The sequence below is a fragment of the Bacillus sp. FSL R5-0659 genome (genome assembly GCF_038008785.1).
Lineage (GTDB): Bacteria > Bacillota > Bacilli > Bacillales > Bacillaceae > Bacillus > Bacillus safensis.
The window spans coordinates 2,043,594-2,070,454 of sequence record NZ_JBBOZU010000001.1 but is presented as its reverse complement, the minus strand read 5'-3'; the positions used below and the strand labels follow the sequence as shown (position 1 = coordinate 2,070,454).

Below are 26,861 nucleotides of genomic sequence, written 5' to 3'. Positions count from 1 at the left end.
GAAATTGGAGGGAACAACACGTGTCGAGTTTAAAAGAGAACTATCCATCTAAGGTGAAAACGTATCAGCCCAAACCTCCTTATGTCCTCAACTGCATCAAGGCGTTTTTAGTTGGTGGCTTGATCTGTCTGATAGGTGAGGGGCTGCAGAATTTCTATATCCACTTTTTTGATTTTAACGAAAAGACAGCAGGGAACCCGACAGTGGCAACCCTTATTTTAATTTCTTCTCTATTAACGGGTATCGGTATTTACGATAGAATCGGCCAGTTTGCTGGAGCGGGATCGGCCGTACCGGTAACAGGCTTTGCTAACAGTATGACAAGTGCTGCCCTTGAGCATAAAAGTGAAGGGCTTGTTTTAGGTGTTGCCACAAATATGTTTAAGCTCGCTGGGAACGTCATTGTGTTCGGTGTCGTCTCGGCATATATCGTAGGGATCATTCGATACATCTTCGAAAAGATGTTTTCGTAGGAGGAATGAAAGGTGAAACTAACAGGTAAACAATCTTGGGTATTTGAGCACAAGCTTTATGTCAATGCAGAAGGAACTGCTGCAGGACCTAAGGAAAAAGAAGGTCCAATTGGACATTTAATTGATAAAACATACGATGAAATGCACTGTGATCAAAAGAACTGGGAAATGGCTGAAAGGAAGCTCATGGATGATGCGATATCAACCGCTTTATCGAAAGCAAATTTGCAAAAAAGCGATATTGATCTGTTGCTAGCTGGAGATTTACTCAACCAGAACGTCACAGCAAACTATGTGGCAAGAGAGCTGAAGATCCCGTTTCTCTGCTTATTTGGAGCATGCTCGACCTCAATGGAATCGGTCGCCATTGCGTCAGCACTCATTGATGGCGGCTTTGCAAATAGAGCCATCGCAGCAACAAGCAGTCACAATGCGACCGCAGAACGCCAATTTCGAAACCCGACCGAATACGGCGGACAAAAGCCAGATACAGCAACAAGTACCGTAACAGGGAGCGGAGCCGTTATTATCAGCCAAGAGCCCTCACAAATTCAAATTACAAGTGCAACGGTAGGCAGGGTCATGGATCTTGGCATTACAGATCCATTTGATATGGGATCGGCCATGGCACCGGCCGCGGCAGACACCATCAAGCAGCATTTAGAAGACTTAGGAAGAACAGTAGATGATTACGATTTGATTTTAACTGGAGATTTATCAGGCATTGGTTCACCGATTTTAAAGGATCTCCTGAAAGAAGAAGGCATCCAGCTTGGGCGAAAGCACGATGATTGCGGTTTAATCATCTATACACCCGATCAAAACGTATTCGCTGGAGGAAGCGGCTGTGCTTGTTCAGCTGTTGTGACATTTAGTCATATTTTTCAAGAAATGAAAGCAGGGAATTTGCAAAGAGTACTCGTTGTCGCAACCGGGGCGCTACTCAGCCCAATGATGGTTCAGCAAAAAGAGACCATTCCGACCATTGCGCACGGTGTCGTATTTGAGCGTGCAGGAGGAGAGAGCTAATGGATTATCTTATCGCTTTTGTGGCAGGCGGACTTATTTGTGTCATTGGCCAGCTTTTGCTAGATGTACTCAAACTCACGCCGGCACATGTCATGACTACTTTTGTTGTGGCAGGTACCATTTTAGACGGATTCGGTATTTATGATAAATTTATTGAATTTGCAGGTGCGGGCGCAACCGTACCAATCGTCAGCTTTGGTCATAGCTTGCTTCATGGGGCAATGCACCAGGCAGATGTACATGGATTCATCGGCATCGGTATCGGTATTTTTGAATTAACCTCTGCTGGAATATCAGCTGCGATTTTATTCTCATTTATTATCGCACTGATCTTTAAACCGAAAGGATAACCGAATATGGGGCAAAGACGGAAAGTCATTTTAGTGACAGACGGAGATATATATGCTGCCAAAACCATTGAGCTCGCCGCTAAAAACGTCGGCGGACGATGTATTTCCAGCTCAAAAGGAAATCCAAGCAAACGGACAGGACCTGAACTTGTTCAGATGATTTTAAAAACGCCGTATGATCCAGTCTTTGTGATGTTTGATGATTCTGGACTGACCGGAGAAGGAACAGGCGAGACGGCGATGAAACATGTGGCACGCCACCCTGAAATCGAAGTTATTGGCGCGATTGCAGTTGCATCCAAGACGCACCAAGCCGAATGGACAAAGGTCCATGTCTCTATTGACCGGGAAGGTGAACTGACAGAATACGGTGTCGACAAACACGGTCTTCCCGAAATGGAGCCCCATAAAATGAGCGGGGATACAGTGTATTGCCTTGACTCCCTCAATCTCCCATTAGTTGTCGGGATTGGAGATATTGGCAAGATGGGACGGAAAGATGATCTGAGCAAGGGATCTCCAATCACGATGAAAGCAGTGGAATTAATATTAGAAAGGAGTGGCTTCCATGAAGAAAGACAAGGTAAACGTGTACCGAGACCCGAAGAAAAATGAAGATTACTTCAAAGAAAATGTCGGAATGGGTCTCAGCTTTGACCTTGGTGTTCGGAAAATTTATATACACGATCAGGAAATCCAGCTTTACTATGTAAACGGATTGTGTGATACACAGTATGTCATCTACTTATTAAAAGAACTAATCGAAATCAATGACAACGAACCAGAATCAGATGATCTTGCACATGTAGTCGAGAACCGCCTTGTCAATCAGCAGGTCTCCAAGGTAGAAACGCTGGATGAAGCGGTGGATCAAGTGCTGTCCGGGCTTGTAGCAGTTGTTGTAGAAGGTGAAAACTACGCCTTTATCATTGATGTTAGAAGTTATCCTGGCAGAATGCCTGAGGAGCCGGATACAGAAAAGGTTGTCAGGGGAGCAAGAGACGGTTTTGTTGAAAACATTATTGTAAATACAGCGCTTATTCGAAGAAGAGTGCGGGATGAAAAGCTGCGATACAAAATGCTCAAAGTAGGCGAACGTTCCAAAGCCGATGTTTGTGTTTGCTATATTGAAGATATTGCAGACCCAGATCTTGTAGATATTATAGAAAAAGAAGTATCAGGAATTAAGGTCGATGGGCTGACGATGTCTGATAAAACGATTGAAGAATTTATTATTAAGCAAGGATATAATCCCTTTCCGCTAGTGCGTTATACCGAGCGTCCAGATGTCGCCGCTAACCACATATTAGAAGGGCATGTCATCATCATTACGGATACATCCCCTAGCGTCATCATTACACCAACCACTATTTTTCACCACGTTCAGCATGCAGAAGAATATCGCCAGGCACCTGCCGTTGGTACATTCCTAAGATGGGTACGCTTTTTAGGCATTTTATGTTCTACCTTTCTTTTGCCGATTTGGTTTCTTTTTATCCTTGAACCGAATCTTTTGCCTGACAATTTAAGCTATATTGGGTTTAACAAACCTTCTCATATCCCTGTGATTCTCCAAGTGTTCCTTGCTGATTTCGGGGTGGAATTTTTAAGGATGGCAGCAATTCATACGCCAACCGCATTGTCGACCGCCATGGGACTGATCGCGGCTGTTTTAATTGGACAAATCGCTATTGATGTCGGTTTGTTTACACCAGAGGTCATCTTATACGTTTCACTGGCGGCGATCGGTACCTTTACAACGCCAAGCTATGAGCTGAGTGTCGCCAATAAGATTGTCAGGCTCATCATCCTAGCACTAGTGGCGATCTTCAAGCTGAATGGACTCATCATTGGTTTTACGTTGTTACTCATTTATTTAACTTCCATTCGTTCATTGCAGACGCCTTATATGTGGCCGTTCCTCCCATTTAATGGGAAGGCTTTGTGGCAAGTGCTGATTCGGACGTCTGTTCCTGGCTCAAAAGTAAGACCGAGCATCGTTCACCCTCAAAACAGATCAAAAATTCCGCCAAATTCTTAAGGCTCATTGAAAGTGGCTGAAGATTGTGATATTGTATTTTTAACTTTGAGACAAGGCAAAAGGCAGCTCACGCAGCTGCCTTTTTTCAGCCGAAGCGGAGAAAGAGGGAATGACATTGTATTTACACGGCACTTGCAGACAAAATGAACTCGGTCATTTAGAAATTGGTGGTGTTGATGCTGTTTCTTTAGCTGAAACGTATGGGACACCACTTTATGTATATGATGTGGCTTTAATACGGGAGCGCGCAAAAAGCTTTCAAAAAGCATTTATAGAAGAAGAATTAACAGCGCAGGTAGCATACGCGAGTAAAGCATTTTCTTCCATCGCCATGTTTCAGCTTGCTAAAGAAGAAGGATTATCTCTTGATGTTGTCTCAGGCGGTGAGCTTCACACAGCCATTTGCGCTGGATTCCCAGTAGAAAAAATTCATTTCCATGGCAATAATAAAAGCAGAGAAGAATTAAAAATGGCTTTAGAGCATGGGATCGGCTGTATAGTTGTGGATAATTTCTATGAAATGAAGCTCATTGAACAGCTTGGTCAAGAGCTGTCAAAAAAAGTGAAAGTATTGCTCCGCATCACGCCTGGTGTCGAAGCGCATACGCATGATTACATTACGACAGGTCAAGAGGATTCAAAATTTGGCTTTGATCTTCACAATGGACAAGCAGATGAAGCGGTGAAACAAGTGCTTCGTTCAGAAGTGATTGAGCTTTTAGGTGTTCATTGTCATATCGGTTCACAAATTTTTGATACGGCTGGTTTTGTCCTTGCGGCAGATAAAATCTTTTTGAAGCTGGATGAATGGAGAGAATCATTTGGTTTTATTTCTACAGTGTTAAACTTAGGCGGCGGCTTTGGGATTCGTTATACAGAAGAGGATGAACCACTTCCTGCGACAGAATATGTCGAGAAAATAATCCAAGCTGTGAAAAAGAACGTGGCCCGCTATGAGTTTGATATGCCGGAGATTTGGATAGAACCAGGTCGTTCTCTCGTTGGAGATGCAGGGACGACTCTTTATACGATCGGATCATCAAAACACGTACCTGGCATCCGCGATTATGTTGCGGTAGATGGCGGAATGAGTGACAACATTCGTCCGGCTTTATATCAAGCGAAATATGAAGCGGCAAGTGCCAATAAAATGAGTCAAACGCATGATCAAACCGTTTCAATTGCCGGTAAATGCTGTGAAAGCGGAGATATGCTCATTTGGGATATCGATCTGCCAGAGTTATCACAAGGGGATTTATTGGCTGTCTTTTGTACCGGAGCTTACGGCTATAGTATGTCAAACAACTATAACCGCATTCCGCGCCCAGCGGTTGTGTTTGTAGAGGACGGGGAAGCGCAGCTTGTGGTTGAGCGTGAAACCTATGAGGACATTGTCAAACTTGATTTACCGTATCAATCAAAAGTGAAATCATCTAATTAAAAAAGCTGCCTGGGGTACAGGCAGCTTTTTTTCATGGATTATTTTCCTCCAGTGAATACAGAGACGATCGCGTTCCAGATGGAGACAAAGAAATCCCAAATCTTTTGAAGAAGGTTTTTCCCTTCATCTGATTCTATGAATTTTGTAATCTTGTCTTTTGCTTTATCAATTTGAGACCCTACTTGATTCCAATCAATATTGATGTTTTTCATTTTATCAAATAACGAGACAAGCTGATCTTTTTGATCCTGCGTCAGATTTAAGTTCAAATCAGAAGCAGCCTGATCGACTTTTTCTTCTACTTCTTTGGTGGTTTTAGGGACACCGTTTTTTGCAATGTCATCTTTGATTTTTGCAATAAGGGCAGAAGCGTTGTCTTTCCCGATAGAGTCACCTAATTTAGAAGTAGTCACAAGCTCTTCGTTTGCCACCTGCTTCACATCTTCTGGAATGGCTTTGTCGCTTGACACCTCATACGCTTTAAGTAAGCCCGTCAGTGCGGCTGTACCAGATACTTCAAATGGAGCAGTGACGACAACCTTGGCATCCTTGACACCTGCTGTCATTAAAGCATTTAAATACATCTCATCTGTAATGGTCTTGATGTTGTGTGTATCCACAGTCAGACCAGTACCTGATTTCTCAATGGTGATAGATGAAGATGATAATGCTCTCGTCCCGATAGAAGAACGAGGGATATACTTTCCTAAATATTCGTGCTCTTCTTTATTGGTTACTTCAATTTTTGTCGCATTTTCAGGTGGATTCAACTCGTCAAGCACCTTTTGTCGATCAGCTGGTGTTAAGTCTTGCCCGAGTGTGACGATGACATCGCCGACAGCTGCATCCGCTAAGCTGACTTTTGGCGCACCAATTAGGAAAAGGAGCGCTGCCATCATACCAAGCATCATTTTTTTAAACATGTTGACCTCCTTCAAGTCGAAAGCGTTCCTCTTTCAAGAGAAACTCAGCTTTTGAGTACACGTACAGAAATGCACTCCATCATATAGACGTAACAAATTGACTCGACGTTTCAATTTTCTTTTTAAGATGTGTTCCTTTTCCAATAAATGAAGACATGTCATTTCGTCACATATCATTTTATGAGGAAAAAAGAATCAAGCAATCCTATTTTATCAATCATCAGTTAAGAGGTAAATGACAATCGAAGAGCAGGGGATGTTTAACATCACCGAAAATGTGCTATAATGAGCGTTGTTTAACCTGAAAGGAGAATGTGAAAAATGGCGAAAAAAGGATACATACAATTAACGAATGGAAAGAAAATTGAGTTTGAACTTTACCCAGAGGCTGCTCCAGGTACAGTAGCAAACTTTGAAAAATTAGCGAATGAAGGCTTCTACGATGGATTGAAGTTCCACCGCGTGATTCCAGGTTTCGTCAGCCAAGGCGGCGACCCAAACGGTAATGGAACGGGTGGTCCTGGTTACACAATTAAATGTGAAACAGAAGGAAATCCACATCAGCACGAAAGAGGTTCATTATCAATGGCGCATGCAGGTAAAGACACAGGCGGCAGCCAATTCTTTATCGTACATGACCCGCAGCCGCACTTAAACGGTGTTCACACTGTTTTTGGCAAGGTAACATCTGGTATCGAGGCTGTACTTGATATGGAGCAAGGCCAAGGCATGGAAAAAGTTGAAGTTGTAGATGCATAATCCAAAACACCGCTTAATCGCGGTGTTTTTTTATTTTGTTTCTGAGTCAAATGTGATTTGTTTCGTTAGGCGATAGGTGATGATCCAATACAAAATGGCTAAAGCGCTGATAGAGGCACCAAAAAGACATACTCCGCTCCAGCCATAGGCTGCGTATATGCTGGTTGAAACAATTGAACCGGTCGCACTGCCGATGGAGTAAAAAATCATGTAAGCAGCCGTAAGCCGGCTTCTTGCCTCAGGCCGCACTGTGAAAATCATAGTCTGATTCGTTACGTGTACTGCCTGCACAGATAGGTCAAGAATGATAATGCCAATGACTAAGGCAATAAGTGAATGTTCAGTCAAAATGATGAAAAACCATGAAATGAATAATAGGACAAGGGCTATACCGCTTGTGAACTGTCCAAAACCTCGATCAGCAAGGCTGCCAGCCCGAGCAGCCCCTAACGCTCCGGCTGCTCCAGCAAGACCAAATGCGCCAATAGCAGTATGTGAAAGAGAGTGTGGCGCAGTACTGAGAGGCAGCACGAGTGAAGTCCATAACGTACCAAACACGATAAAAATCAGAAGAGCCAAAATCCCACGGATGCGCAGGATTCGTTCTTGTATAAACAATGTAAATATTGAACGAAGCAGATGAACATAGGATAATGACTCTCTTTTGCTGTCATCACGCGGGAGCACTCGGAACAATACGCCAGTTAGGATCAGCATGATGACGGCAGAAACAAGATATACAGACCTCCAGCCAGCAAAATCGGTTAATACACCAGCAAAGGTTCGGGCGAGAAGAATACCGATGACGATTCCACTTTGCACCAAGCCGACGATACGGCCGCGCTCTTCTGGAGCAGCCCAACTTGCTGCAAACGCAACGAGTACCTGAGTGACTACAGCGAGCAGTCCGACCAATGCTAATCCTATAAATAGGACGGTGACGATAGGAGCGATGCCGACTAGAATGAGGGCAAGCACAGATAAAAGCATCTGACCAATGATGAGCCGGCGTCGATTCAACAGATCACCAAGTGGTACGATCAGTAGCAGCCCCGCCGCATAACAAAGCTGAGTAATCGTAATGACAATACCGATGGATGAATACGTGATATCGAACTCGGCTGCCAGTGAATCTAGTAACGGTTGTGCGAAGTATATGTTTGCAACAGCCATCCCGCAGGCTGCTGCAAAAAGTAGTGCCATATAGTGAGTCATTTTATCTTTAACCATTCATTGCATCCCCTCTTTTTGAGCTTTTTAATATAATATACTGATCGGTACAAAATGATTATGATTAAGAATAACCAACAAAACGTTTTAAAGTCAAGATTTTATTTTGGTTATTCTATGTTGATTTGGAGATCAGAAAGACAAATTGACAATGTTACATGAATAAAATACAATCATTATATACCGATTGGTAATGAAAACTTACAAACAAAGAAATAGATGGTTGTTATCGTGAAAGGATTTTATTGTTGAAAAGAGGAATTGATGATGGTTCGACAGCGTGAGTTTGATGAGGAAAAAGCGTTGAATGATGCAATGATGCTTTTTTGGGAAAAGGGGTATAGAGCTACAACGTTAAGCGATTTGACTGCAAAAATGGGAATACAGCGGCCAAGTTTATACGCAGCCTTTGGAGATAAAGAGGAATTATTTGAGGCTGCATTACGCACATATACAAAGCAGCATGCAGCCCGTATTCGAACAAAACTTCAAAACAATCGATCTGTAAAGGAAGCATTTCATCTATTATTGACAGATGTAGTGGAAGAGGAATATGGAGATGGCCCAAGTAAAGGCTGTTTTTGCATTAATACAATAGTGGAACTTGCTCCACACGAAGAGAAATTTGAAATTCTGACAAGAGAGCATCAGATGTATCTTTCGGTTATTTTTGAAGAAAAGATCGTGCAAGGCATTCGCTCAGGTGAGCTCGAAAGCGGCTTGAATGCTAAAGCCTTAGCACAGACACTGGTCGTTTCTTTCATCGGGCTTACCGTCCTCATGAAGTCACGTCCAGAGCGTTCATTTGTAGATCATTCTGTAGCGACGATCCTATCCATTTTAAAATAAAATGGATAACACCTATGACACCTTCTGAGAAAAAGCGTATTTTGATCCATTACATCAAAATACGCTTTTTCTTTTAGGGCATTCATGCACAGAATCTTTTTTTATGATATGATAAGAGAACAAACATTCGCATTTGTGGAATACCAGCACATCCAGCTGCAAATGAAGAAAATAGAAAGAAAGAAGGGGAGACTTTGAAACCACTCACTAAAGAAGAAAAAAATCAAATGATGATGGCCATTCAGCGTTACTTTGCCGAAGAACGAGAAGAAGAGATTGGTGAATTAGCAGCCATTAATATACTAGAATTTATCACAAAAAACCTTGGAAGCTACTATTATAATCAAGGGGTTCGCGACAGCCGCAGCATCGCTGTTCAGCGGTCACAATTGTTAGAGGAAGACTTATTCGCACTCGAAAAAAGAATATAATCGAAAAGACTGCAGTATCGTGTGAAACGAACTGATAAATAGGAAAAAGACCCCCTTAATAAAGAACGCATATTCGTATCATATGTAATGATTAAGAGGTGGAACCAAAGGGCCATCTGAATCGTTATATAAGTAACCATTAATGAAAATCAGCTTTTTTGGTTTTATTTCAATAAAAGAAGGAATAAAACATACAAATAGGCGAAGTGCAGATGATGGAGGTTCTAAATATGGGGAAAATTAAATTAAAAATGGCAATCTTATTTGTTTTACTGCTTTGTTTAGGCGCAGGTTATTTATACATGAATGGCATGAAAATTGAAGATGTGCCAACAGCCATTGGCGAGAGCTTAACAAATAATGATAAAGATTACACTATCTATGAATATACCATTACGAAAATTGATGGAGATGAATATTACGGTCAAGCAAAGAATGGCACCAAAATCATTTTTAATGGTAAGAAATTTGAAGATGATGTGGCCGATCTGAAAAAAGGCGATCGTATTAAAGCCTACTTTAGTAATGAAAAAAGAATAGATGGACTGATAAAAGTAGTAAAAGTCGTAAATTAACATGTCTCCTTTCCTATAAGGAGGCTTTTTTTTGAAGAAATCTTGATTGTTGCATTTGACAACAAGGATCGCTATAATAGCCCCTAAGGACAGCTAAATATCGATTGTATCCTTCGGGGCAGGGTGAAAATCCCGACCGACGGTAATAAAGCAAATGCTTTACAGCCCGTGACCCGTTAATTTATTAACGGTTGATTCAGTGAAAAGCTGAAGCCGACAGTGAAAGTCTGGATGGGAGAAGGATAAAGAAAGCTATGAACGAAAAATATTTGTTGATCATAGTCTTATTTCTGATGCAAAAAAACCAAAGCCCCGGAATTTTTTCCGGGGCTTTCTGTATGTTTTTGTTGTTAATAGATGCATGCAGTGTTTATTAGGTGATCCCTCATCTACCTTGTATGGACCATAAAAAGCGACGAAGGTGCTCAATCGATCACATGTCCCTAACATCGCTTTTTTAAAAAGTGAGAAATACAAATGAAAAGAAAGGGAGGATCACATGTTTACGGGGATAATTGAAGAAGTTGGCACCGTTCAGTCATTAAGTAAAAAGTCAGCAGATGCCATGGAAATTGTCATTACATGCAGCCGTGTGCTGGAAGATGTTCACCTCGGAGACAGTATCGCCATTAATGGAGTATGTCTGACAGTCACAAGCTTTACAAAAGGACAGTTCGCCGCAGATGTGATGCCAGAGACGGTCAAATCGACATCACTGGATCAGCTGACAAAAGGCAGTCCAGTGAATTTAGAGCGAGCCATGTCCTCAAATGGACGATTTGGCGGCCATTTTGTCTCAGGCCATGTTGATGGAACGGCAGTCATCACCCGAATAGAAAAGAAGAGTAATGCCATTTACTATGATTTAAAGATGGACAAGACCCTCACAGATATGCTCACCCAAAAGGGTTCGATCGCAATAGATGGTGTCAGCTTGACCATTTTCGATTTGCGAGATTCACAAGTCACAGTCTCTATTATTCCTCATACGCTTGAAGGAACTATTTTCCCGACTAAATCTATGGGGGATATCGTGAATATAGAGTGTGACATGATCGGAAAATACATTTATCGTTTTTTAACAAAAGAGCAAGGCGATAAACAGCCATCTCGATTGACCCCATCATTTCTAAAAGAGCACGGATTCTAGGAGGCGAATGTATGTATCATTCTGTTGATGAGGCAATAAATGCCCTTAAACAAGGAGAAATCATTATCGTAGTGGATGATGAAGACAGAGAAAATGAAGGAGACTTTGTGGCACTTGCTGAGCATGCCACACCTGAAGTGATTAACTTCATGGCTTTACATGGAAGAGGCCTCATTTGTACGCCAGTCGATGCGTCGATCGCCGAACACCTGAATCTGCATCCAATGGTTGAACATAATACAGATGCACACCATACAGCATTTACAGTAAGCATCGACCATGTGACAACGACGACTGGTATCAGTGCTTTTGAGCGCTCCACGACCATGCTGGCCATGTTAAATAAAGACGCAAAACCAGACGAATTTGCCCGTCCAGGCCATGTTTTTCCGCTTATTGCAAAAGAAGGCGGCGTACTAGAAAGACCAGGTCATACAGAGGCGGCGGTTGATCTTGCTAAACTGGCAGGCTCAGAGCCAGCGGGTGTCATATGTGAAATTATGAATGCAGATGGATCAATGGCTCGCGTCCCTGAACTAAAGGAGATCCAAAAACAGCATGATTTAAAGATGCTGACAATAGAAGCATTACAGACATATTTAAACAATAATCAAACAGCGACTATCAAAACAAAATAAAAATCACAAAAAAGGATGATTAACATATGAATACAATACAAGGTCATGTAGTAGCAGAAGGACTAAAATTTGCAATCGTTGTAGCGAGATTCAATGATTTTATTACAAGTAAACTGTTAGATGGAGCAGAAGACACATTGCTCAGACACGGAGCAAATGGTGATGATATCGATGTTGTGTGGGTACCAGGCGCTTTTGAAATCCCGTACATGGCAAAAAAATTAGCTGAAACCAAAAAATATGATGCAGTCATCACACTTGGAACCGTGATCAGAGGCGCAACGACTCACTATGATTACGTTTGTAATGAAGCTGCTAAAGGAATTGCTCAAAGTGCAATGTCAACAGGGGTACCGATTATCTTTGGTGTACTGACAACAGAATCGATTGAACAAGCCATTGAAAGAGCTGGTACAAAAGCTGGAAATAAAGGCAGCGAATCGGCTGCAGCTGCTATTGAAATGGCGAATCTCAATCGAACGTTCTCTTAATTTAGTGAAAAAGAGTTTAAAAACGGTATAAAAATGTTTATAATGTGTGATGAGCAAATGAATCATAAGACATTTGCTGGAAATTAGGATAATTTGAATATTGAGGGGTATATATGTTAATTCGTTACAAGAGGTCTTTTGAAAAAATTGCCATGGGACTCCTGTCCTTTATGCCGGGTGAGAAAGACGTCAAACAGCTTCAGCAGACGATGAAGTCATATGAAATGGATGAAGATCGGCAGCTGTTCCTATGGAAAGATGGCGAGGATATTGTAGGTGCTATTGGTGTGTTGAAAACAGACGACCAAGTACAAATCGAGCATATTAGTGTGAATCCATCCCATCGTGATCAAGGAATCGGCAAGGAAATGGTTTTAGCCGTGGAAGACATATTTAAAACCAAAACACTCATTCCAAATGAATTAACGCAAGGCTTCTTTCATAAGTGTCACAGCGAATCAAATTAAATATCACACATGTAAAAGCAGAGGCTACAGTCCTCTGCTTTTTTTACGTTCAATCTGCTTTTTTCGCTCCAGCAATACATCTGTCCGGTCACGGAGTCTATGTTTTTCGATTAAAAATGTATGGGATAAGTTGCTTTCCTGTCCAAAAAGCAGTCCTTCTTTTTGGGCCATTTCTTGGCATAAAGATAGAAGTGCTTCATCTTTGATCGGCAGCATCACACTCTCATAGGGCATGTCTTCATCCATCTTCTTTTTCAGCGTTCGCAAAAGCAACAGAAATGCCTCATCATCCAGACCGAGATTCGATAATACTGAACGGTTTGCTTCTAACAAATGAAGACTGTTAGAAATGAGCCGTTTTGCTCCTTCTCCATTTCCCCGTCTTTGATGATACAAGGCAACAGCGAGCTGAATGAGCCCGACCCAATATTCTTTGCGCTGCTCAGGGGGATCTTCCTTCCAATATTCCTCTAGAATTTCATGACACTCAAAATAATCTCTTGTTGTATGAAATTCGTGTAAAAAAGCCACGTACGCTTCAGGATACACAGCAGTCATCTCCTTTTCCACTCTCAGTCTAACATATTGAAAAGAAAAGAAGAAAGAGCGTCCCTTTATTGAAAAGGACGCTCTGTTTCTTTAATAAACCCAAGCCGCGCCAACGATGATCAGCAAGATGAAAAGCACGACAATAAGCGCGAATCCTCCGCCGAAGTTATAGCCATCTCCCATAATGATACGGCCTCCTTTTTCATCAGTTCTGATTACAATGGTATTCTATGTATAAATGCCCTTATTGGTATGGGCGGATCCACTGTTTTTCTTGATTTGCCTAAGGCATCATGGCCGAAATTATATTGGACGAGAGCTTTATCCTGTCTTATACTAAAGGTTAGCCGGTGAAACGGTACTTAGAAGACAGTAGAAATGGTGAGAAAAAGATGCTGGAATATCAGGTGAAAATAGATTCGTTCGAGGGTCCTTTGGACTTGCTTTTACATTTAATAAACCGGTTGGAAATTGATATTTATGATATTCCCGTCGCTAAAATTACGGAGCAGTATTTATTATATGTCCACACGATGAGGGAGCTTGAGCTCGATGTTGCGAGTGAATATTTGGTCATGGCTGCAACCCTCCTGAGTATTAAAAGCAGAATGCTTCTTCCGAAACAAGAGGAAGAGCTGTTTGATGAAGACCTGCTCGAAGAGGAAGAGGATCCTCGAGAAGAGCTGATTGGCAAATTGATTGAATACCGCAAGTATAAAAATGCAGCACAAGAACTAAAGGAACGCGAAGAAGAAAGGCAAAATGCCTTTACAAAACCACCGAGTGATTTAAGCGAATTTGCAAAAGAATCAGAAGCGAAGGACACAAATTTACACGTAACGGTGTATGATATGTTAGGTGCGTTCCAAAAGGTATTAAACCGAAAGAAAATAACGAAACCAGCACCATCAAAGATTACAAGACAAGAAATCCCGATTGAAGACAAAATGAATGAGATTATGAACCATTTAAGAAAAACAAAAAAGCGGACCAATTTCATGACTCTATTTCAACATGATCAAAAGGAACACCTTGTCGTGACGTTTCTTGCTGTTCTCGAATTGATGAAAAGTCATCAAATCATGCTAGAGCAGGAAGGGAACTTTGAAGACATTTATATCATAGGGAGTGAAACGATTCATGACGCTTGATATCGTGAATTGGAAAGCCATCTTAGAAGCGCTGCTGTATGCAGCAGGTGACGAAGGCTTAACAAGAAAACAGCTCATGTCTGTTCTTGAAGTAGATGAGTCGGTATTACTCGACATTATGTCTTCCGTAAAGGAAGAATATCAAAAACAAGAACGAGGGATTGAGCTCATTGAATATGCAGATTCATATATGCTGCTGACGAAAAAAGAATACAGCATGTATTTAAAAAAATTAGTCGAGACACCATCCAAAGGTTTATCGCAGGCAGCGCTGGAGGTGCTTGCCATTGTTTCTTATAAACAGCCGATTACACGCAGTGAGGTAGAGGAGATTAGAGGCGTCAAATCAGAGCGTGTGCTTCATAGCTTAGTAGCCAAAGCATTGCTCTGTGAAGTAGGACGTGCCGATGGCCCGGGACGAGCAATTCTTTATGGGACAACCCCGACCTTTTTAGAGCAATTTGGCTTAAAAGCGTTAGATGAATTACCACCGCTTCCAGAGAATGTGGAAGCAGATGGTGTGCAAGAAGAAGCTGATCTATTTTTTGAAAACTTCAATCAAACATTTGAAGATATAAAATAGTTCAAACGAAGGAAAAATGTATGATAAAATATAAAAAAGATTTTAGGTCTAAAATCTTTTGATGACAGATAAAATGGTGACAAAGCCATGAGGGGAAGGTAAACACGAAACAAATGGCACATATGAATGTAAAGGCTCAAGTTGATCAAGCAGGCGTCTTTTTATCAAAGGTTGCAATTGAAATGAATGGTTTTCTGAACGAAGCCACCTTATCAAGCTTGAAACGATTAAACCCCGAAGCGGAAGCCTATTATTGTGACATATTGAGTACATTACGGAAGCTTGCAGTGTACAGCGAGGATGCAGCAGCAGTTTGCAGGAAAATGGGGCAGCAGCAGACATTTCCGCAGCAAGCCGCACAGCAGATGCTTCACCGTATTTATCATCAATGTATTGAAGAATTTTTCACGCCGAAAAAAGATACATGGTATGAAGACAGCCGTTCGGCCTATACAGGAAAAAGCAGCATTGTTTTTCACCATGAAGTATCCGCTGATATGAAACAATTATTTTCTTCACTAGAAAAAGACTTTTTAGCGATGAGAGAAGAGCTGGAATATACGACTTCTCATCAACAAGTGAAAATGGTATAAGTAAGTCGAAGAAGCGCCTCTCCATGTAGAGGCGCTTTTTTTTATGGACGAGGCATCATAACTTTTTCAGCTGAGCATACACTTGTACAAAACGGACAAGGACGTGAATGAACATGCCCTATTTAAAAATTGGAACAGCAGTCCTTCTTCTATTTACACTCTTACTGCCTTTTTCCTCACATGCCAAAGCAGACATTTCGTTATCAGTGAGTGCAAGAAGTGCCATTTTAATAGATGGACAGTCAGGCAGAGTCCTATTTGGAAAGGACGAGCACGAAAAAAGAAGAATCGCCAGTATTACAAAAATCATGACGGCTGTATTAGCTATTGAATCAGGAAAAATGAAAGATACCGTCAAAGTATCAAAACGTGCGATTCAAGCGGAGGGCTCATCCATTTATTTAAAGGAAGGGCAGAAGGTGAGCTTAGAAGATTTGACATACGGGCTCATGCTGCGTTCTGGAAATGATGCAGCTGTTGCCATTGCAGAGCATGTTGGCGGCAGCTTAGAAGGCTTTATTTTTATGATGAATCAAAAGGCAGCTGAACTAGGAATGGAGAATACGAATTTTCAAAATCCGCACGGACTCGATGATCATAAAAATCATTATTCATCAGCCTATGACATGGCGATCCTAACAAAATACGCGATGAAACATAAACAATATCAAAAAATTGCTGGTACGACTTTCTATAAAGCAAAAACAATGGAAGGCTATTGGAAAAATAAAAACAAGCTGCTCACCGGTTTATACGAATATTCAACTGGAGGGAAAACAGGATATACAAAACTTGCAAAACGTACACTCGTCTCCACCGCTGCAAAAGGGGATGCTGAGCTGATCGCTGTGACCATTAATGCGCCGGATGACTGGAAGGATCATATCTCTATGTTTGAATATGCATTTGATCACTACAAAACGTATGTGCTTGCTGAAAAAGGAAGACTTACTTCGTTAAAAGGGACCTTTTACGAAAAAAAAGCGTTTATCAAGCGTGATGTGGACTATTTTTTAAATGAAGATGAGAAAAAACTTGTCAAAATTGAAACAGAAATGCTCACCCCTAAAAAGAAATGGAAAAAAAACGCCGAAGCCATCCCGGATGTTGTAGGGAAAATGACCATTTTATTAGATGGACAGGTGATCGAGCAATTACCGATTTTTTATGAAAATAAACGAAACCGCATGCCTCAGAAAAGCTTTCAAGAAATGTTTAAGTCTGTCTTTCAGACATCTATAGGCGGATCTTCATGGTCAATCTAATTTGGGTATTTCTCACTGTCATCGGTCTTGTCTATGCGATGTTTAATGGAACGATGCATGAAGTGAATGAGGCTGTATTTAAGGGCTCAAAAGAAGCGGTTACTATTTCAATTGGTCTGATTAGTGTCCTCGTTTTTTGGCTCGGGCTCATGAAGATTGCCGAAGAGGCAGGGCTGTTAAATTTCTTTAGTAAAATGTGCCGACCCTTTATTTCAAAGCTATTCCCGGATATTCCGCCTAATCATCCTGCAATGGGGTATATTTTGTCCAATCTCATGGCAAATTTCTTTGGTCTTGGGAATGCCGCTACACCACTTGGGATTAAAGCGATGGAGCAGATGAAAGCATTAAATGGCGGAAAAAATGAGGCAAGCCGTTCTATGATTACATTTCTAGCGGTCAACACGTCCTCTATCACACTTGTGCCAACAACCGTCATTGCTATAAGAATGACCTATGGGGCAGATCAGCCAACAGACATTGTAGGACCAACCATTTTAGCAACACTCATTTCAGGAATCGGTGCAATTCTCATCGATCGTTATTTCCACTATCGCAGAAGCAGGCGGGGGTGATCTTGTGGCATTTATTAATTGGCTGTCACTTGCTTTGATTCCACTGATCATCGCAGGGATTTTGATTGCTGGAACCATTAAAAAGGTACCAACCTATGAAACATTTGTGGAGGGAGGAAAAGAGGGCATTCAAATTGCCTTTTCCATCATTCCCTATTTAGTCGGCATGCTTGTAGCTATTACGATATTCCGTGCGTCAGGTGCGCTTGATTTTGTTATGGGACTTTTAAAACCAGTCTTTACAGCGATTGGTTTCCCTCCAGAAGTCGTTCCGCTTGCGTTTATTCGCCCGATATCAGGAACGGCTGCACTTGGAATGACATCAGACTTGATAGCGACGTATGGTCCAGATTCTTTTATTGGCCAGCTCGCGGCAGTCATGCAAGGGTCAACAGACACCACCCTTTACATTTTGACGGTTTATTTTGGAGCAGTCGGTATTAAAAAAATGGGAGATGCGCTAAAAGTAGGTTTGTTAGCAGATCTCATTGGTGTCATTGCATCTGTGATTATCGTCAGTTTGTTATTTAGCGGCGCCTAATCAGGCGCTTTTTTGTATTTCATGGATGGAAAATCGCTTTTTAGCTGAAATTAGACAGACGAAACGCTTATTTTTCCACGAATGCTTGTTTGTTTTAGGTCAAGCAAGTAAGATAGTACATGAGGTGAAAGACAAATGGAACGTTTACAGAAAGTAATTGCACATGCCGGCGTCGCTTCAAGACGAAAGGCTGAAGAATTAATTAAAGAAGGACGAGTTACCGTTAATGGTCAAACAGTGACAGAGCTCGGAGTGAAGGTGGGCTCTTCAGATAAAATTGAAGTCAATGGCTTAAAGCTTGAAAGAGAAGAACCGGTTTACTTTATGCTTTATAAACCGCGCGGCGTCATTTCTGCTGCCGAGGATGATAAAGGACGTAAGGTCGTCACAGACTTCTTTGATGATGTCCCGCAGCGCCTTTATCCAATCGGCCGGTTAGATTATGATACGAGCGGTTTGATTTTGATTACAAATGATGGGGAATTTGCCCATAAGCTCATGCACCCGAAATACGAAATTGATAAAACGTATGCAGCGAAGCTAAAAGGCATTCCGTCAAAGGAACTGCTTAGAAAGCTAGAAAAAGGGATCATGTTAGATCATAAAAAAACAGCACCTGCTCGTGCGAAAATGCTTTCTATTGATAAACGAAAGCAAACTTGTATTGTCCAATTAACCATTCATGAAGGCAGAAACAGACAAGTGCGCCGCATGTTTGAAGCGATTGGCCATGATGTGTTAAAGCTAAAAAGGGAGCAATATTCGTTCCTTCATATTGAAGGTATGAGACCAGGAGACCGCAGAGAATTGTCTCCACATGAAGTAAAGCGCCTGAGAGCAATTGCCGATCATGGGAAAAGCGCTTTTTAATTTTCACATAAACTTCAAAAAATGAAGAAGCATCAAAAGAAGGAGAATGCTATAATTTACCTGAATGTCTATGGGGAAGGGGTACTTCAGATGAAAAAAAGACGGTTTTTCATACGGACGGGCATTCTCCTCGTGATGCTTGCTGCACTTTGTTATACAATGTATAACTCAGTATTTGCCAAACAGGATCGAGTCAAAGAAGGATCTATTGCGCCAAACTTTGTCCTTCAATCTGTGGATGGGGATCGGATTGAATTAAAGGACTTAAAAGGCAAAGGTGTCTTTCTTAATTTTTGGGGTACATGGTGCGGTCCGTGTAAACAAGAATTTCCTTATATGGCGAATCAATATGAAGTGTTCAAGGATCGTGGTGTGGAAATTGTTGCAGTCAATGTTGCGGAATCCAAAATTGCCGTGAAAAACTTTATGGAATCCTATGGCGTGAATTTTCCTGTTGCCTTGGACAAAGATCGTCAAGTGACAGAGGCATATGATATTACGCCGCTGCCAACCACATTTTTAATTAATCCTGAAGGCAAGGTAATCAAAGTCATAAAGGGAACGATGACAGAACGTAATGTCTATGAATATATGAATTTGATTAAACCAAAGGGGTCATAGAATGAAAGAGGTAAAGTGCGAGTGTGGACATATTAATCCAATCGGTACTGTTCTATGTGAATCATGCGGGAATCCCATTGCGGCTAAAGAGAAAAACTCTTCAAAGCTGCTTGATATGAGATATGACGGCAGTGCAAGACGCTCGCAAACATACAACAAAACGATTGTTGATAAAGTATGGAACTTTTTTTCTTCGGTTAAAGTGGGTGTGTGGCTGATTGTCATTACACTGCTTGCTTCTTCGCTTGGAACGATTTTTCCGCAGGAGCGATTTATTCCGCCAGGTGCATCCGCTTCCACGTATTATGAAGAGCAATATGGATCGTTTGGCAAGCTGTATTATACACTTGGATTCCATGATCTTTATAATTCTTGGTGGTTTTTAGCTCTTATCGCATCAATCGGAATCTCCCTTGTTATTTGTAGTCTCGACCGCGTTATTCCTCTTTATCGAGCACTCAAAAACCAAGGGGTCATTAAAAAAGAAGGCTTTATGAGAAGACAGCGTCTGTTTAGTGAGACAGACAAAACATTAGATCAGCATACATATGAAGGCATCATCAGAGTAATGAAACAAAAGCGTTACCGCGTGCGAGAAGAAAATGGGTATATTTTAGCCGAAAAAGGACGTTTTTCACGCTGGGGACCTTACGTCAATCACATTGGATTAATCATCTTTCTCATTGGATCGATGCTCCGGTTCGTCCCGGGCATGTACGTAGACGAAACGCTATGGGTCAGAGAAGGTGAAACTGCACCGATTCCAGGTACGGATGGTCAATATTTCTTGAAAAATAATGCGTTTTCAATTGATCGTTATGAAACTGGAAATGAAAAAGAAGTGTTTGAGAATGCCATTGAAAAAGCTGGCGACGGTCAAGTGGTGAAAAGCTATAAAACGGATGCCGTATTATACAAACGTGAAGGAGAAGTTGTATTGGGTGAAAAGCCCAAGCTGAAGCAGGTCACAGAACACGATATCAAAGTGAATGAACCGCTTAAGTTTGACAATTTCTCATTATATCAAGTGGATTTTAAACAAAATGAACTCGATCAAATGGTCTTTCAGCTGATTCGTAAAGACACAGAAAAATCTTTCGGTACAGTGAAGATTAATCTGCTGGAGCCTAAGTCAGAATATGATCTTGGTAGCGGTTACAAAGTCAAAGTGATGAGCTATCTGCCTGATTTTTATTTTGACGATGATGGAACACCAAGTACGAAAACAAGGAATCCAAATAATCCTGCTTTCGTGTTTGAAATGATTTCTCCTGAAAAACCTAAAGGTGAAAAAAGCTTTGTCGCCATTCAAGAGACAGTAGAGGGTTCTGATAACAATCTATATAAAATGAAGTTTGATCGGGTTGAAACGAAAAACGTCACAGGGTTAACTGTTAGAAAAGATTTAACACTAGGGGTGCTTATTGTAGGCGGAATCATTTTCATGATTGGTGTCGTGCAGGGGATGTATTGGCAGCATAGAAGAATCTGGCTGTCGGTAAAGGATGGAAAAGTATTGGTGGCAGGACATACAAACAAAAACTGGTTCGGCTTAAAGTCCGATCTTAACGTGTTACTGAGCGGCAGTGGCATCAAACAGCCAGTTGATCAAAAAGAGCTGCCTGATACAACAAGTATCAGCAAAAGCAAGGGGGAAGGATTAGATGGCGGCAGTCAGTGAAAATCTGTTATTTGCAGCTTTTCTATTTTATTTAGCGGCAGTTCCTTTTTTTGGTGGTGCCATTAAAGGAAAAAAGAAAGAAGATGGACCGCGAAGGAATAAGGCGGCACTCATTGGCATTACGCTTACTATCATCGGTTTTTTGAGCCAGTTAGGCTATTTTATTTCAAGATGGATTGCATCTGGTCATGCACCAGTCAGTAATTTGTTTGAGTTCACTACGGCTTTTGGCATGATGCTGGTGCTTGCATTCATCATTTTATATTTTGTGTATCAAGTGTCTGTACTTGGTTTATTCACACTTCCAATCGCTTTATTGATTATTGCCTATGCAAGTATGTTCCCATCAGATATTTCACCACTGATCCCTTCACTTCAAAGTAATTGGCTTTATATTCACGTGACAACAGCAGCACTTGGTCAAGCCATTTTAGCCATCAGCTTTGTGGCAGGCGTCATCTTTCTATTAAAGCATGTGGATCAAACAAAGCCAGGAAAGAAGACGTTTGGTTTAGAGCTTGTCATGTTTATGATTGTGGTGACACTTGCATTTATCGCTGTCACGTCTATCTTTAGAATGACAGGATATGAAGCGACATTTAATTGGATCGATAAAAATAAAGAAAAAAGTGTGATGGTCTATGAGCTGCCAGCTCTTGTCGGACCTCATAAAGGGGAGCTTGTGACGGAAGATCGTTTGGAGCCGTTTGTTGAGCTGCCGCCTGTTTTTTCAGGCAGAAAGGTCAATACAGTGTTATGGTCATTTAGCGTAGGGCTGATTATATACGGACTCATTCGATTGATCATTCGCAAACGACTGAGCGCACTGCTTCAACCGCTAGTGAAACAGGTGAACCTAGATTTAGTCGATGAAATTGGGTATCGGGCTGTTTCGATTGGTTTCCCTGTATTTGCATTAGGCGGGCTGATCTTTGCCATGATCTGGGCGCAAATAGCATGGACTAGGTTTTGGGGCTGGGACCCGAAGGAAGTATGGGCATTGATTACGTTTCTCTTTTATGCAGCCTATCTTCATCTTCGCTTGTCGCGAGGCTGGCATGGTGAAAAGTCTGCTTGGCTTGCTGTGATCGGCTTCGCCATTATTATGTTTAATCTCATCTTTGTCAATCTTGTCATTGCGGGGCTTCATTCCTACGCATAATCACAAGGAAAAGCCAACTTTTATGATTCAATTCGGCTTTTTGTTAAAATGAATGTAACAACGGAGAAAGCAGGAGGACTGTCTAATGGAACACACAACTCAAACGAAAATATTAGTCGTAGATGATGAGGCAAGAATTCGCCGCCTTTTAAAAATGTATTTAGAACGTGAAAATTATGAAATCGATGAAGCGGAAAATGGAGATGAGGCGATTCAAAAAGGGCTTCAAACCGATTACGACCTCATTTTGCTCGATTTAATGATGCCTGGTACAGATGGAATCGAAGTGTGTAATCAAATTCGAGACAAAAAAGCGACTCCAATCATTATGCTGACGGCAAAAGGAGAAGAGGCCAACCGCGTTCAAGGATTTGAGGCAGGAACGGATGACTATATCGTCAAACCTTTCAGCCCGCGTGAAGTTGTTTTACGTGTGAAGGCATTGCTCAGAAGATCGTCTCAAACGTCTTATCTTAATACTGGGACAACAACAAAAGATGTTCTTGTGTTTTCTCATCTTTCTATTGACCATGATGCCCATAGGGTGACGGCTGATGGCAAAGAAGTCAGCCTCACGCCGAAGGAATATGAGCTTTTATATTTCCTTGCAAAAACACCAGATAAAGTTTATGACAGAGAAAAACTGTTAAAAGAAGTATGGCAATATGAGTTCTTTGGAGACTTACGAACAGTCGATACCCATGTCAAACGACTTCGTGAAAAACTGAATAAAGTGTCACCAGAAGCAGCGAAAAAAATCGTAACTGTATGGGGTGTCGGGTACAAATTTGAGGTCGGCGCTGAATGAAACTGTGGAAAAGTGTTGTAGGAAAGCTATGGTTAACCATTCTTTTCCTCGTCCTGATCGTTTTATCTATTTTAACTGTGCTTCTTTTAGAGTTCATTGAGAATTATCATGTAGAAGAAGCAAAATCTGATTTAACACAAATGGCGAACAAAGTAGCGGTCATTTTAGAAAGCCATGAGGATCAATCGCTTGCAAGATCGATAACATCAGAACTCGCTGACAAATTGACGAGTATTGCGATCATCCAAGAGGACGGGCTAGAGTGGTATTCGTCTGAAAAAGACGGGAAGCTTCCTGCGATTACAAAGAAACAAATTGAAGCGGACAGCGATTTAAATCAAGCACTGAAAGATCGTAAAAAAATCAGTAAACGTGCAGAACCTAATGCAGGCAATCAAAAAGATGAACGAATTGTAGTCGGTGTTCCATATGAGGCGAACGGAAAAAAAGGCATGGTCTTTCTTTCTCAGTCACTTCTCGCTGTAGAACAAACAACAAAACATACGACGCGATACATCTTCTTAGCCGCTGGAATTGCGATTGTACTGACCACTATATTCGCTTTCTTCTTGTCAACACGTGTCACCTATCCTCTTAGAAAGATGAGAGAGGGTGCACAAGATTTGGCGAAGGGGAAATTTGATACAAAGATTCCTATTTTAACGCAAGATGAGATTGGAGAACTGGCGATCGCCTTTAATCAAATGGGGAAGCAGCTTAAATTCCATATCACCGCCTTAAATCAAGAAAAAGAACATTTGTCTAATATTTTAAGCAGTATGGCCGATGGCGTCATCACCATCAATATTGATGGAACGATCTTGATGACCAATCCTCCTGCAGAACGATTTTTGCAGGCGTGGTATTATGAGCAAAATATGAAGATCAAAGATGGAGATGAACTGCCGCCAGAAGCGAGAGAGCTATTTCATACAGCTGTCAGCACAGAAAAGGAGCAAATGATCGAAGTTACGCTGCAAGGGCGTACGTGGGTCCTTCTCATGTCTCCGCTTTATAATCAGCAGGATGTCAGGGGAGCAGTTGCAGTCCTTCGTGATATGACGGAGGAACGAAGACTTGATAAGCTGAGAAAAGACTTCATTGCCAATGTCAGTCATGAACTTCGTACACCAATCGCCATGCTGCAAGGGTACAGTGAGGCGATTGTAGATGATATTGCAGGATCAGAAGAGGAAAAGAAAGAGATTGCTCAAATTATCTACGATGAATCACTTCGAATGGGACGACTTGTAAATGATCTTCTAGATCTAGCGAGAATGGAAGCAGGTCATATTACACTGAATCTTGAATCAACAGATACGGAAGAGCTGACTGAGAAGATCTACCGCAAGTTTCTTGGAATTGCGAAAGAAAAACAAATCGACCTTACGTATGACATTCAAGTGGATGAACCGTACTTTGTATTCGATCCAGATAAGATTGAGCAAGTGTTTACGAATCTCATTGATAATGCCATTCGTCATACACCAAAGGGCGGAGAGGTTCACTTTTCGGTTCAATCGGTGGAAAACGGGCTGAAAATGGATGTGAAAGATTCGGGAAGCGGAATTCCAGAAGAGGATCTGCCCTTTATTTTCGAGCGCTTCTATAAAGCTGATAAAGCAAGAACAAGAGGACGTTCTGGTACTGGGCTTGGCCTTGCGATTGTGAAGAACATCGTCGAAGCGCATCAAGGCTCTATACATGCTCACAGTAAAACGGGTGCAGGTACACACTTCACCTTCTATATTCCGAGAAAAAAGCAGGAACTCGTCTAATCTTGACGAAGAATCTTGTTACATGAGAAACACTTCTTTTCGTAAGAAAATGAAGTGTTTTTTCTATTTTGAAATTTTTAAGGAGAAGTTAAACAAAAAGCCCTTTCCAAATTGTCGAACTTGTAATATATTTGTCATAAAGTTGTAATGTAACGTTTTATAAGAGTCACTCGACAAAAATAAGTGAACGGAGGGGTTTCCTATGCATGAAACCTTTCAAAAAATATATGATTCGTACCATCAAGATTTGTACCAGTTTTTATTTTATATGGTTAAAGATAAAAATCAGGCAGAGGATCTCGTGCAGGAGGTTTACATTCGGGTACTTCACTCATATAAAACTTTTGAAGGAAGAAGCAGCGAGAAAACATGGCTGTTTTCAATTGCAAGGCATGTGGCGATTGACTGGTTTCGCAAACAGCAAACCATTAGACAACGGGTGCTCGGCACGTTTGATTGGGATAAGCAGGATGTAAAAGACCCAGACTTGCTCCCAGACGAACTAGCTGTACAGGATGAAAATACAAAAGAAATTTATGCCGCACTTGATCACTGTACGATTGATCAAAGAGCTGTCATCATTTTAAGGTTTATCCAGGGCTACTCAATCATGGAGACGGCAAAGGCGCTAAAGTTCTCGGAAAGCAAAGTCAAAACAACGCAGCACCGAGGCCTGAAAGTGCTCCGAAAACATATGGAGCTTTTGAAGGAGGAGCTAGTGAATGAAAACGAACAGGTCCGATTGGAGCGAAGAACGAATCAAGGTGTTACTAAGTCAGCTTCCAAAAGTGGAGGACAACCGTTCATCTAAGCAGATATACCAGCAGATGCTGATGGCAAGCGGGAAGAAAAAGAAAAGTGTCAGATGGATCGGTCCAGCGGTGGCAACCGTTGTGGTTTTATTTATGGCGTTTTTAATTTCTCCTCATTTATTTCAGCGTGCTGCTCAAGAACAGCATCAACAGATAAAAATGGAATCAAGTGCTGACAAAGGACAGGCGAATGCCACATTAGAGCCGGTGAAACAGGCAAATGGTACCGCGCACGTTGTTTCTCATGAAGACAAGCAAAAATATATGACGGTTGCATACATAGATGAATCAACATCTCAAGTGGTTCCTATTAGTATTGAAAAAGAAAATGAACATGACCATTTGCAGGATATGATGAACACATATGAACAGGTGCAGCTGCCTGAAATGACAAAGCCACTTCAATCTTATCTTGAGATGGTGGACCTTCGTGAAAAAGGGAATACACTTGTCTTTCAGTTAAAAAATGATTTGTCCCTTGATACGATAAAGGAAGCCAATCGGTTTAAAGATATGGTAAAAGAAACGCTGAAATGGAGCAGGTATAAGCAAGTGGAAGTCAAATCTGTCAAAGGCTCTCAGCTTCAATTAGGGGCAAGTGGAAGCATCGGCAAGGTATCGATTGATAAACAAACAAAGCAAGCTTATTACGTATTAGAAAATAAGAGCGGGACTTTTTTGGTGCCCTCAAAAACGCATTATTCTTCTTATGAAGAGGCGGTAGAGGCCATGAAACGGACGAGTGATTCTGGGCTCGAACCATTAATTAAAGAAGAATCCATTAAAGAAGTGACATCAAAAGGTAAGCATGTGACCATCACGTTTGGAGCATCAGCGAAATTATCGGACTCAATTGATCATATTCTACTCATTGAAGGTCTGCTGCTCACAGCGAAAGATTTTGGTTTTACAGATGTCACCATTCAAAATGTAGGAACAGATCAAGTAGGACCATATGAATTAAACGAACCAATAGAGGTACCGGCTCTGCCGAATCCAGTTGTCATCAAAGATCGTTAAAGGAC

The 26,861-nt window shown here is 41.4% G+C and carries 31 protein-coding genes, 1 pseudogene and 1 riboswitch; of the genes and pseudogenes, 28 read left to right on the top strand and 4 right to left on the bottom strand.

Annotated elements, in window-relative coordinates; genetic code table 11:
• Positions 1-20 precede the first annotated feature (20 nt).
• The 6 genes from spoVAC (at position 21) to lysA (ending at position 5,334) form a co-directional block, all read left to right on the top strand.
• On the top strand, positions 21-473 hold the full coding sequence (gene spoVAC, locus NSQ72_RS10475) for a stage V sporulation protein AC (protein ID WP_039179667.1): 453 nt from the start codon (positions 21-23) through the stop codon (positions 471-473).
• 12 nt (positions 474-485) lie between these two features.
• A complete protein-coding gene (gene spoVAD, locus NSQ72_RS10470; RefSeq protein ID WP_039179664.1) occupies positions 486-1,502 on the top strand; it encodes a stage V sporulation protein AD in 1,017 nt (338 codons plus the stop codon).
• Positions 1,502-1,852 carry a stage V sporulation protein AE gene (gene spoVAE / locus NSQ72_RS10465; protein WP_007501045.1) on the top strand — a complete coding sequence of 117 codons (351 nt, stop codon included), beginning with the start codon at positions 1,502-1,504 and terminating at the stop codon, positions 1,850-1,852. The genes spoVAD and spoVAE overlap by 1 nt, the downstream gene beginning before the upstream one ends.
• A 6-nt stretch (positions 1,853-1,858) precedes the next feature.
• Positions 1,859-2,467: a stage V sporulation protein AE gene (locus NSQ72_RS10460; RefSeq protein ID WP_024422859.1), complete on the top strand. Its 609-nt coding sequence runs from the start codon at positions 1,859-1,861 to the stop codon at positions 2,465-2,467.
• Positions 2,421-3,893: a spore germination protein gene (locus NSQ72_RS10455; protein WP_047204120.1), complete on the top strand. Its 1,473-nt coding sequence runs from the start codon at positions 2,421-2,423 to the stop codon at positions 3,891-3,893. Before NSQ72_RS10460 ends, NSQ72_RS10455 begins: the two co-directional genes overlap by 47 nt.
• A gap of 115 nt (positions 3,894-4,008) precedes the next feature.
• Positions 4,009-5,334 carry a diaminopimelate decarboxylase gene (gene lysA / locus NSQ72_RS10450; protein ID WP_058837980.1) on the top strand — a complete coding sequence of 442 codons (1,326 nt, stop codon included), beginning with the start codon at positions 4,009-4,011 and terminating at the stop codon, positions 5,332-5,334.
• A 38-nt stretch (positions 5,335-5,372) separates the two neighbouring features.
• On the opposite strand, the gene NSQ72_RS10445 is transcribed toward lysA, so the two are convergent.
• On the bottom strand, positions 5,373-6,257 hold the full coding sequence (locus NSQ72_RS10445; RefSeq protein ID WP_024422856.1) for a DUF1002 domain-containing protein: 885 nt from the start codon (positions 6,255-6,257) through the stop codon (positions 5,373-5,375).
• A gap of 321 nt (positions 6,258-6,578) precedes the next feature.
• On the opposite strand from NSQ72_RS10445, the gene NSQ72_RS10440 reads away from it, so the two are divergent.
• Positions 6,579-7,016 carry a peptidylprolyl isomerase gene (locus tag NSQ72_RS10440; protein ID WP_008359679.1) on the top strand — a complete coding sequence of 146 codons (438 nt, stop codon included), beginning with the start codon at positions 6,579-6,581 and terminating at the stop codon, positions 7,014-7,016.
• Positions 7,017-7,046: 30 nt separating this feature from the next.
• Here NSQ72_RS10440 and NSQ72_RS10435 read toward each other — a convergent pair whose 3' ends face one another.
• Positions 7,047-8,246, bottom strand: a complete 1,200-nt coding sequence (locus tag NSQ72_RS10435) for an MFS transporter (protein WP_341083992.1) — start codon at positions 8,244-8,246, stop codon at positions 7,047-7,049.
• Between the two features lie 267 nt (positions 8,247-8,513).
• Here NSQ72_RS10435 and NSQ72_RS10430 point away from each other — a divergent pair, with 267 nt between their 5' ends.
• The 7 genes and pseudogenes from NSQ72_RS10430 (at position 8,514) to NSQ72_RS10400 (ending at position 12,847) form a co-directional block, all read left to right on the top strand.
• Positions 8,514-9,095 (top strand): TetR/AcrR family transcriptional regulator, encoded by a 582-nt coding sequence (locus NSQ72_RS10430; protein ID WP_106025038.1) that lies wholly within the window; start codon positions 8,514-8,516, stop codon positions 9,093-9,095.
• Positions 9,096-9,289: 194 nt separating this feature from the next.
• Entirely contained in the window at positions 9,290-9,526 is a 237-nt protein-coding gene (locus NSQ72_RS10425) for a DUF2164 domain-containing protein (protein ID WP_039179646.1), read from the top strand.
• A 230-nt stretch (positions 9,527-9,756) separates the two neighbouring features.
• Entirely contained in the window at positions 9,757-10,101 is a 345-nt protein-coding gene (locus NSQ72_RS10420) for a hypothetical protein (protein WP_034623431.1), read from the top strand.
• Between the two features lie 105 nt (positions 10,102-10,206).
• A riboswitch (FMN riboswitch) is annotated at positions 10,207-10,348 on the top strand.
• 252 nt (positions 10,349-10,600) lie between these two features.
• A complete protein-coding gene (ribE, locus tag NSQ72_RS10415; RefSeq protein WP_039179642.1) occupies positions 10,601-11,251 on the top strand; it encodes a riboflavin synthase in 651 nt (216 codons plus the stop codon).
• 11 nt (positions 11,252-11,262) lie between these two features.
• A pseudogene (ribB, locus tag NSQ72_RS10410) lies at positions 11,263-11,868 on the top strand (3,4-dihydroxy-2-butanone-4-phosphate synthase); the annotation flags it as partial.
• Between the two features lie 47 nt (positions 11,869-11,915).
• Positions 11,916-12,380, top strand: a complete 465-nt coding sequence (ribH, locus tag NSQ72_RS10405; RefSeq protein ID WP_029706184.1) for a 6,7-dimethyl-8-ribityllumazine synthase — start codon at positions 11,916-11,918, stop codon at positions 12,378-12,380.
• Between the two features lie 113 nt (positions 12,381-12,493).
• Complete coding sequence (locus NSQ72_RS10400) at positions 12,494-12,847, top strand: GNAT family N-acetyltransferase (protein ID WP_039179637.1); 354 nt, start codon at positions 12,494-12,496, stop codon at positions 12,845-12,847.
• A 24-nt stretch (positions 12,848-12,871) separates the two neighbouring features.
• Here NSQ72_RS10400 and NSQ72_RS10395 read toward each other — a convergent pair whose 3' ends face one another.
• On the bottom strand, positions 12,872-13,396 hold the full coding sequence (locus tag NSQ72_RS10395; RefSeq protein ID WP_341083991.1) for a DUF309 domain-containing protein: 525 nt from the start codon (positions 13,394-13,396) through the stop codon (positions 12,872-12,874).
• Positions 13,397-13,486: 90 nt separating this feature from the next.
• The gene (locus NSQ72_RS10390; protein WP_012010430.1) at positions 13,487-13,579 is read right to left on the bottom strand and encodes a YjcZ family sporulation protein; all 93 of its coding nucleotides are present in this window, start codon (positions 13,577-13,579) and stop codon (positions 13,487-13,489) included.
• Positions 13,580-13,788: 209 nt separating this feature from the next.
• Between NSQ72_RS10390 and NSQ72_RS10385 the strand changes: the two genes are divergently transcribed.
• From NSQ72_RS10385 to NSQ72_RS10320, 14 genes are all read left to right on the top strand, one after another.
• On the top strand, positions 13,789-14,547 hold the full coding sequence (locus NSQ72_RS10385) for a segregation/condensation protein A (protein WP_024422848.1): 759 nt from the start codon (positions 13,789-13,791) through the stop codon (positions 14,545-14,547).
• Positions 14,537-15,130, top strand: coding sequence for an SMC-Scp complex subunit ScpB (gene scpB, locus NSQ72_RS10380; RefSeq protein WP_024422847.1), 594 nt, complete (start codon positions 14,537-14,539; stop codon positions 15,128-15,130). Before NSQ72_RS10385 ends, scpB begins: the two co-directional genes overlap by 11 nt.
• Positions 15,131-15,243: 113 nt before the next feature.
• A complete protein-coding gene (locus NSQ72_RS10375; RefSeq protein WP_041085975.1) occupies positions 15,244-15,723 on the top strand; it encodes a YpuI family protein in 480 nt (159 codons plus the stop codon).
• Positions 15,724-15,836: 113 nt separating this feature from the next.
• Positions 15,837-16,988, top strand: coding sequence for a D-alanyl-D-alanine carboxypeptidase family protein (locus NSQ72_RS10370; RefSeq protein ID WP_341083989.1), 1,152 nt, complete (start codon positions 15,837-15,839; stop codon positions 16,986-16,988).
• Positions 16,976-17,563: a nucleoside recognition domain-containing protein gene (locus NSQ72_RS10365; RefSeq protein ID WP_039179626.1), complete on the top strand. Its 588-nt coding sequence runs from the start codon at positions 16,976-16,978 to the stop codon at positions 17,561-17,563. Before NSQ72_RS10370 ends, NSQ72_RS10365 begins: the two co-directional genes overlap by 13 nt.
• A gap of 4 nt (positions 17,564-17,567) precedes the next feature.
• On the top strand, positions 17,568-18,104 hold the full coding sequence (locus NSQ72_RS10360) for a spore maturation protein (protein WP_024422843.1): 537 nt from the start codon (positions 17,568-17,570) through the stop codon (positions 18,102-18,104).
• 135 nt (positions 18,105-18,239) lie between these two features.
• A complete protein-coding gene (gene rluB / locus NSQ72_RS10355) occupies positions 18,240-18,974 on the top strand; it encodes a 23S rRNA pseudouridine(2605) synthase RluB (RefSeq protein ID WP_024422842.1) in 735 nt (244 codons plus the stop codon).
• A gap of 90 nt (positions 18,975-19,064) precedes the next feature.
• Positions 19,065-19,595, top strand: coding sequence for a thiol-disulfide oxidoreductase ResA (resA, locus tag NSQ72_RS10350; protein ID WP_039179621.1), 531 nt, complete (start codon positions 19,065-19,067; stop codon positions 19,593-19,595).
• Between the two features lies 1 nt (position 19,596).
• A complete protein-coding gene (gene resB / locus NSQ72_RS10345) occupies positions 19,597-21,276 on the top strand; it encodes a cytochrome c biogenesis protein ResB (protein ID WP_341083988.1) in 1,680 nt (559 codons plus the stop codon).
• The gene (gene ccsB / locus NSQ72_RS10340; RefSeq protein WP_039179613.1) at positions 21,260-22,438 is read left to right on the top strand and encodes a c-type cytochrome biogenesis protein CcsB; all 1,179 of its coding nucleotides are present in this window, start codon (positions 21,260-21,262) and stop codon (positions 22,436-22,438) included. The genes resB and ccsB overlap by 17 nt, the downstream gene beginning before the upstream one ends.
• A gap of 85 nt (positions 22,439-22,523) precedes the next feature.
• A complete protein-coding gene (locus NSQ72_RS10335) occupies positions 22,524-23,246 on the top strand; it encodes a response regulator transcription factor (protein WP_003215596.1) in 723 nt (240 codons plus the stop codon).
• A complete protein-coding gene (locus NSQ72_RS10330) occupies positions 23,243-25,024 on the top strand; it encodes an ATP-binding protein (protein ID WP_341083987.1) in 1,782 nt (593 codons plus the stop codon). Before NSQ72_RS10335 ends, NSQ72_RS10330 begins: the two co-directional genes overlap by 4 nt.
• A gap of 202 nt (positions 25,025-25,226) precedes the next feature.
• Positions 25,227-25,835 (top strand): RNA polymerase sigma factor SigX, encoded by a 609-nt coding sequence (gene sigX, locus NSQ72_RS10325; protein WP_039179611.1) that lies wholly within the window; start codon positions 25,227-25,229, stop codon positions 25,833-25,835.
• Positions 25,747-26,856 (top strand): hypothetical protein, encoded by a 1,110-nt coding sequence (locus NSQ72_RS10320; RefSeq protein ID WP_047204110.1) that lies wholly within the window; start codon positions 25,747-25,749, stop codon positions 26,854-26,856. The genes sigX and NSQ72_RS10320 overlap by 89 nt, the downstream gene beginning before the upstream one ends.
• The last annotated feature ends 5 nt before the right edge of the window (positions 26,857-26,861 follow it).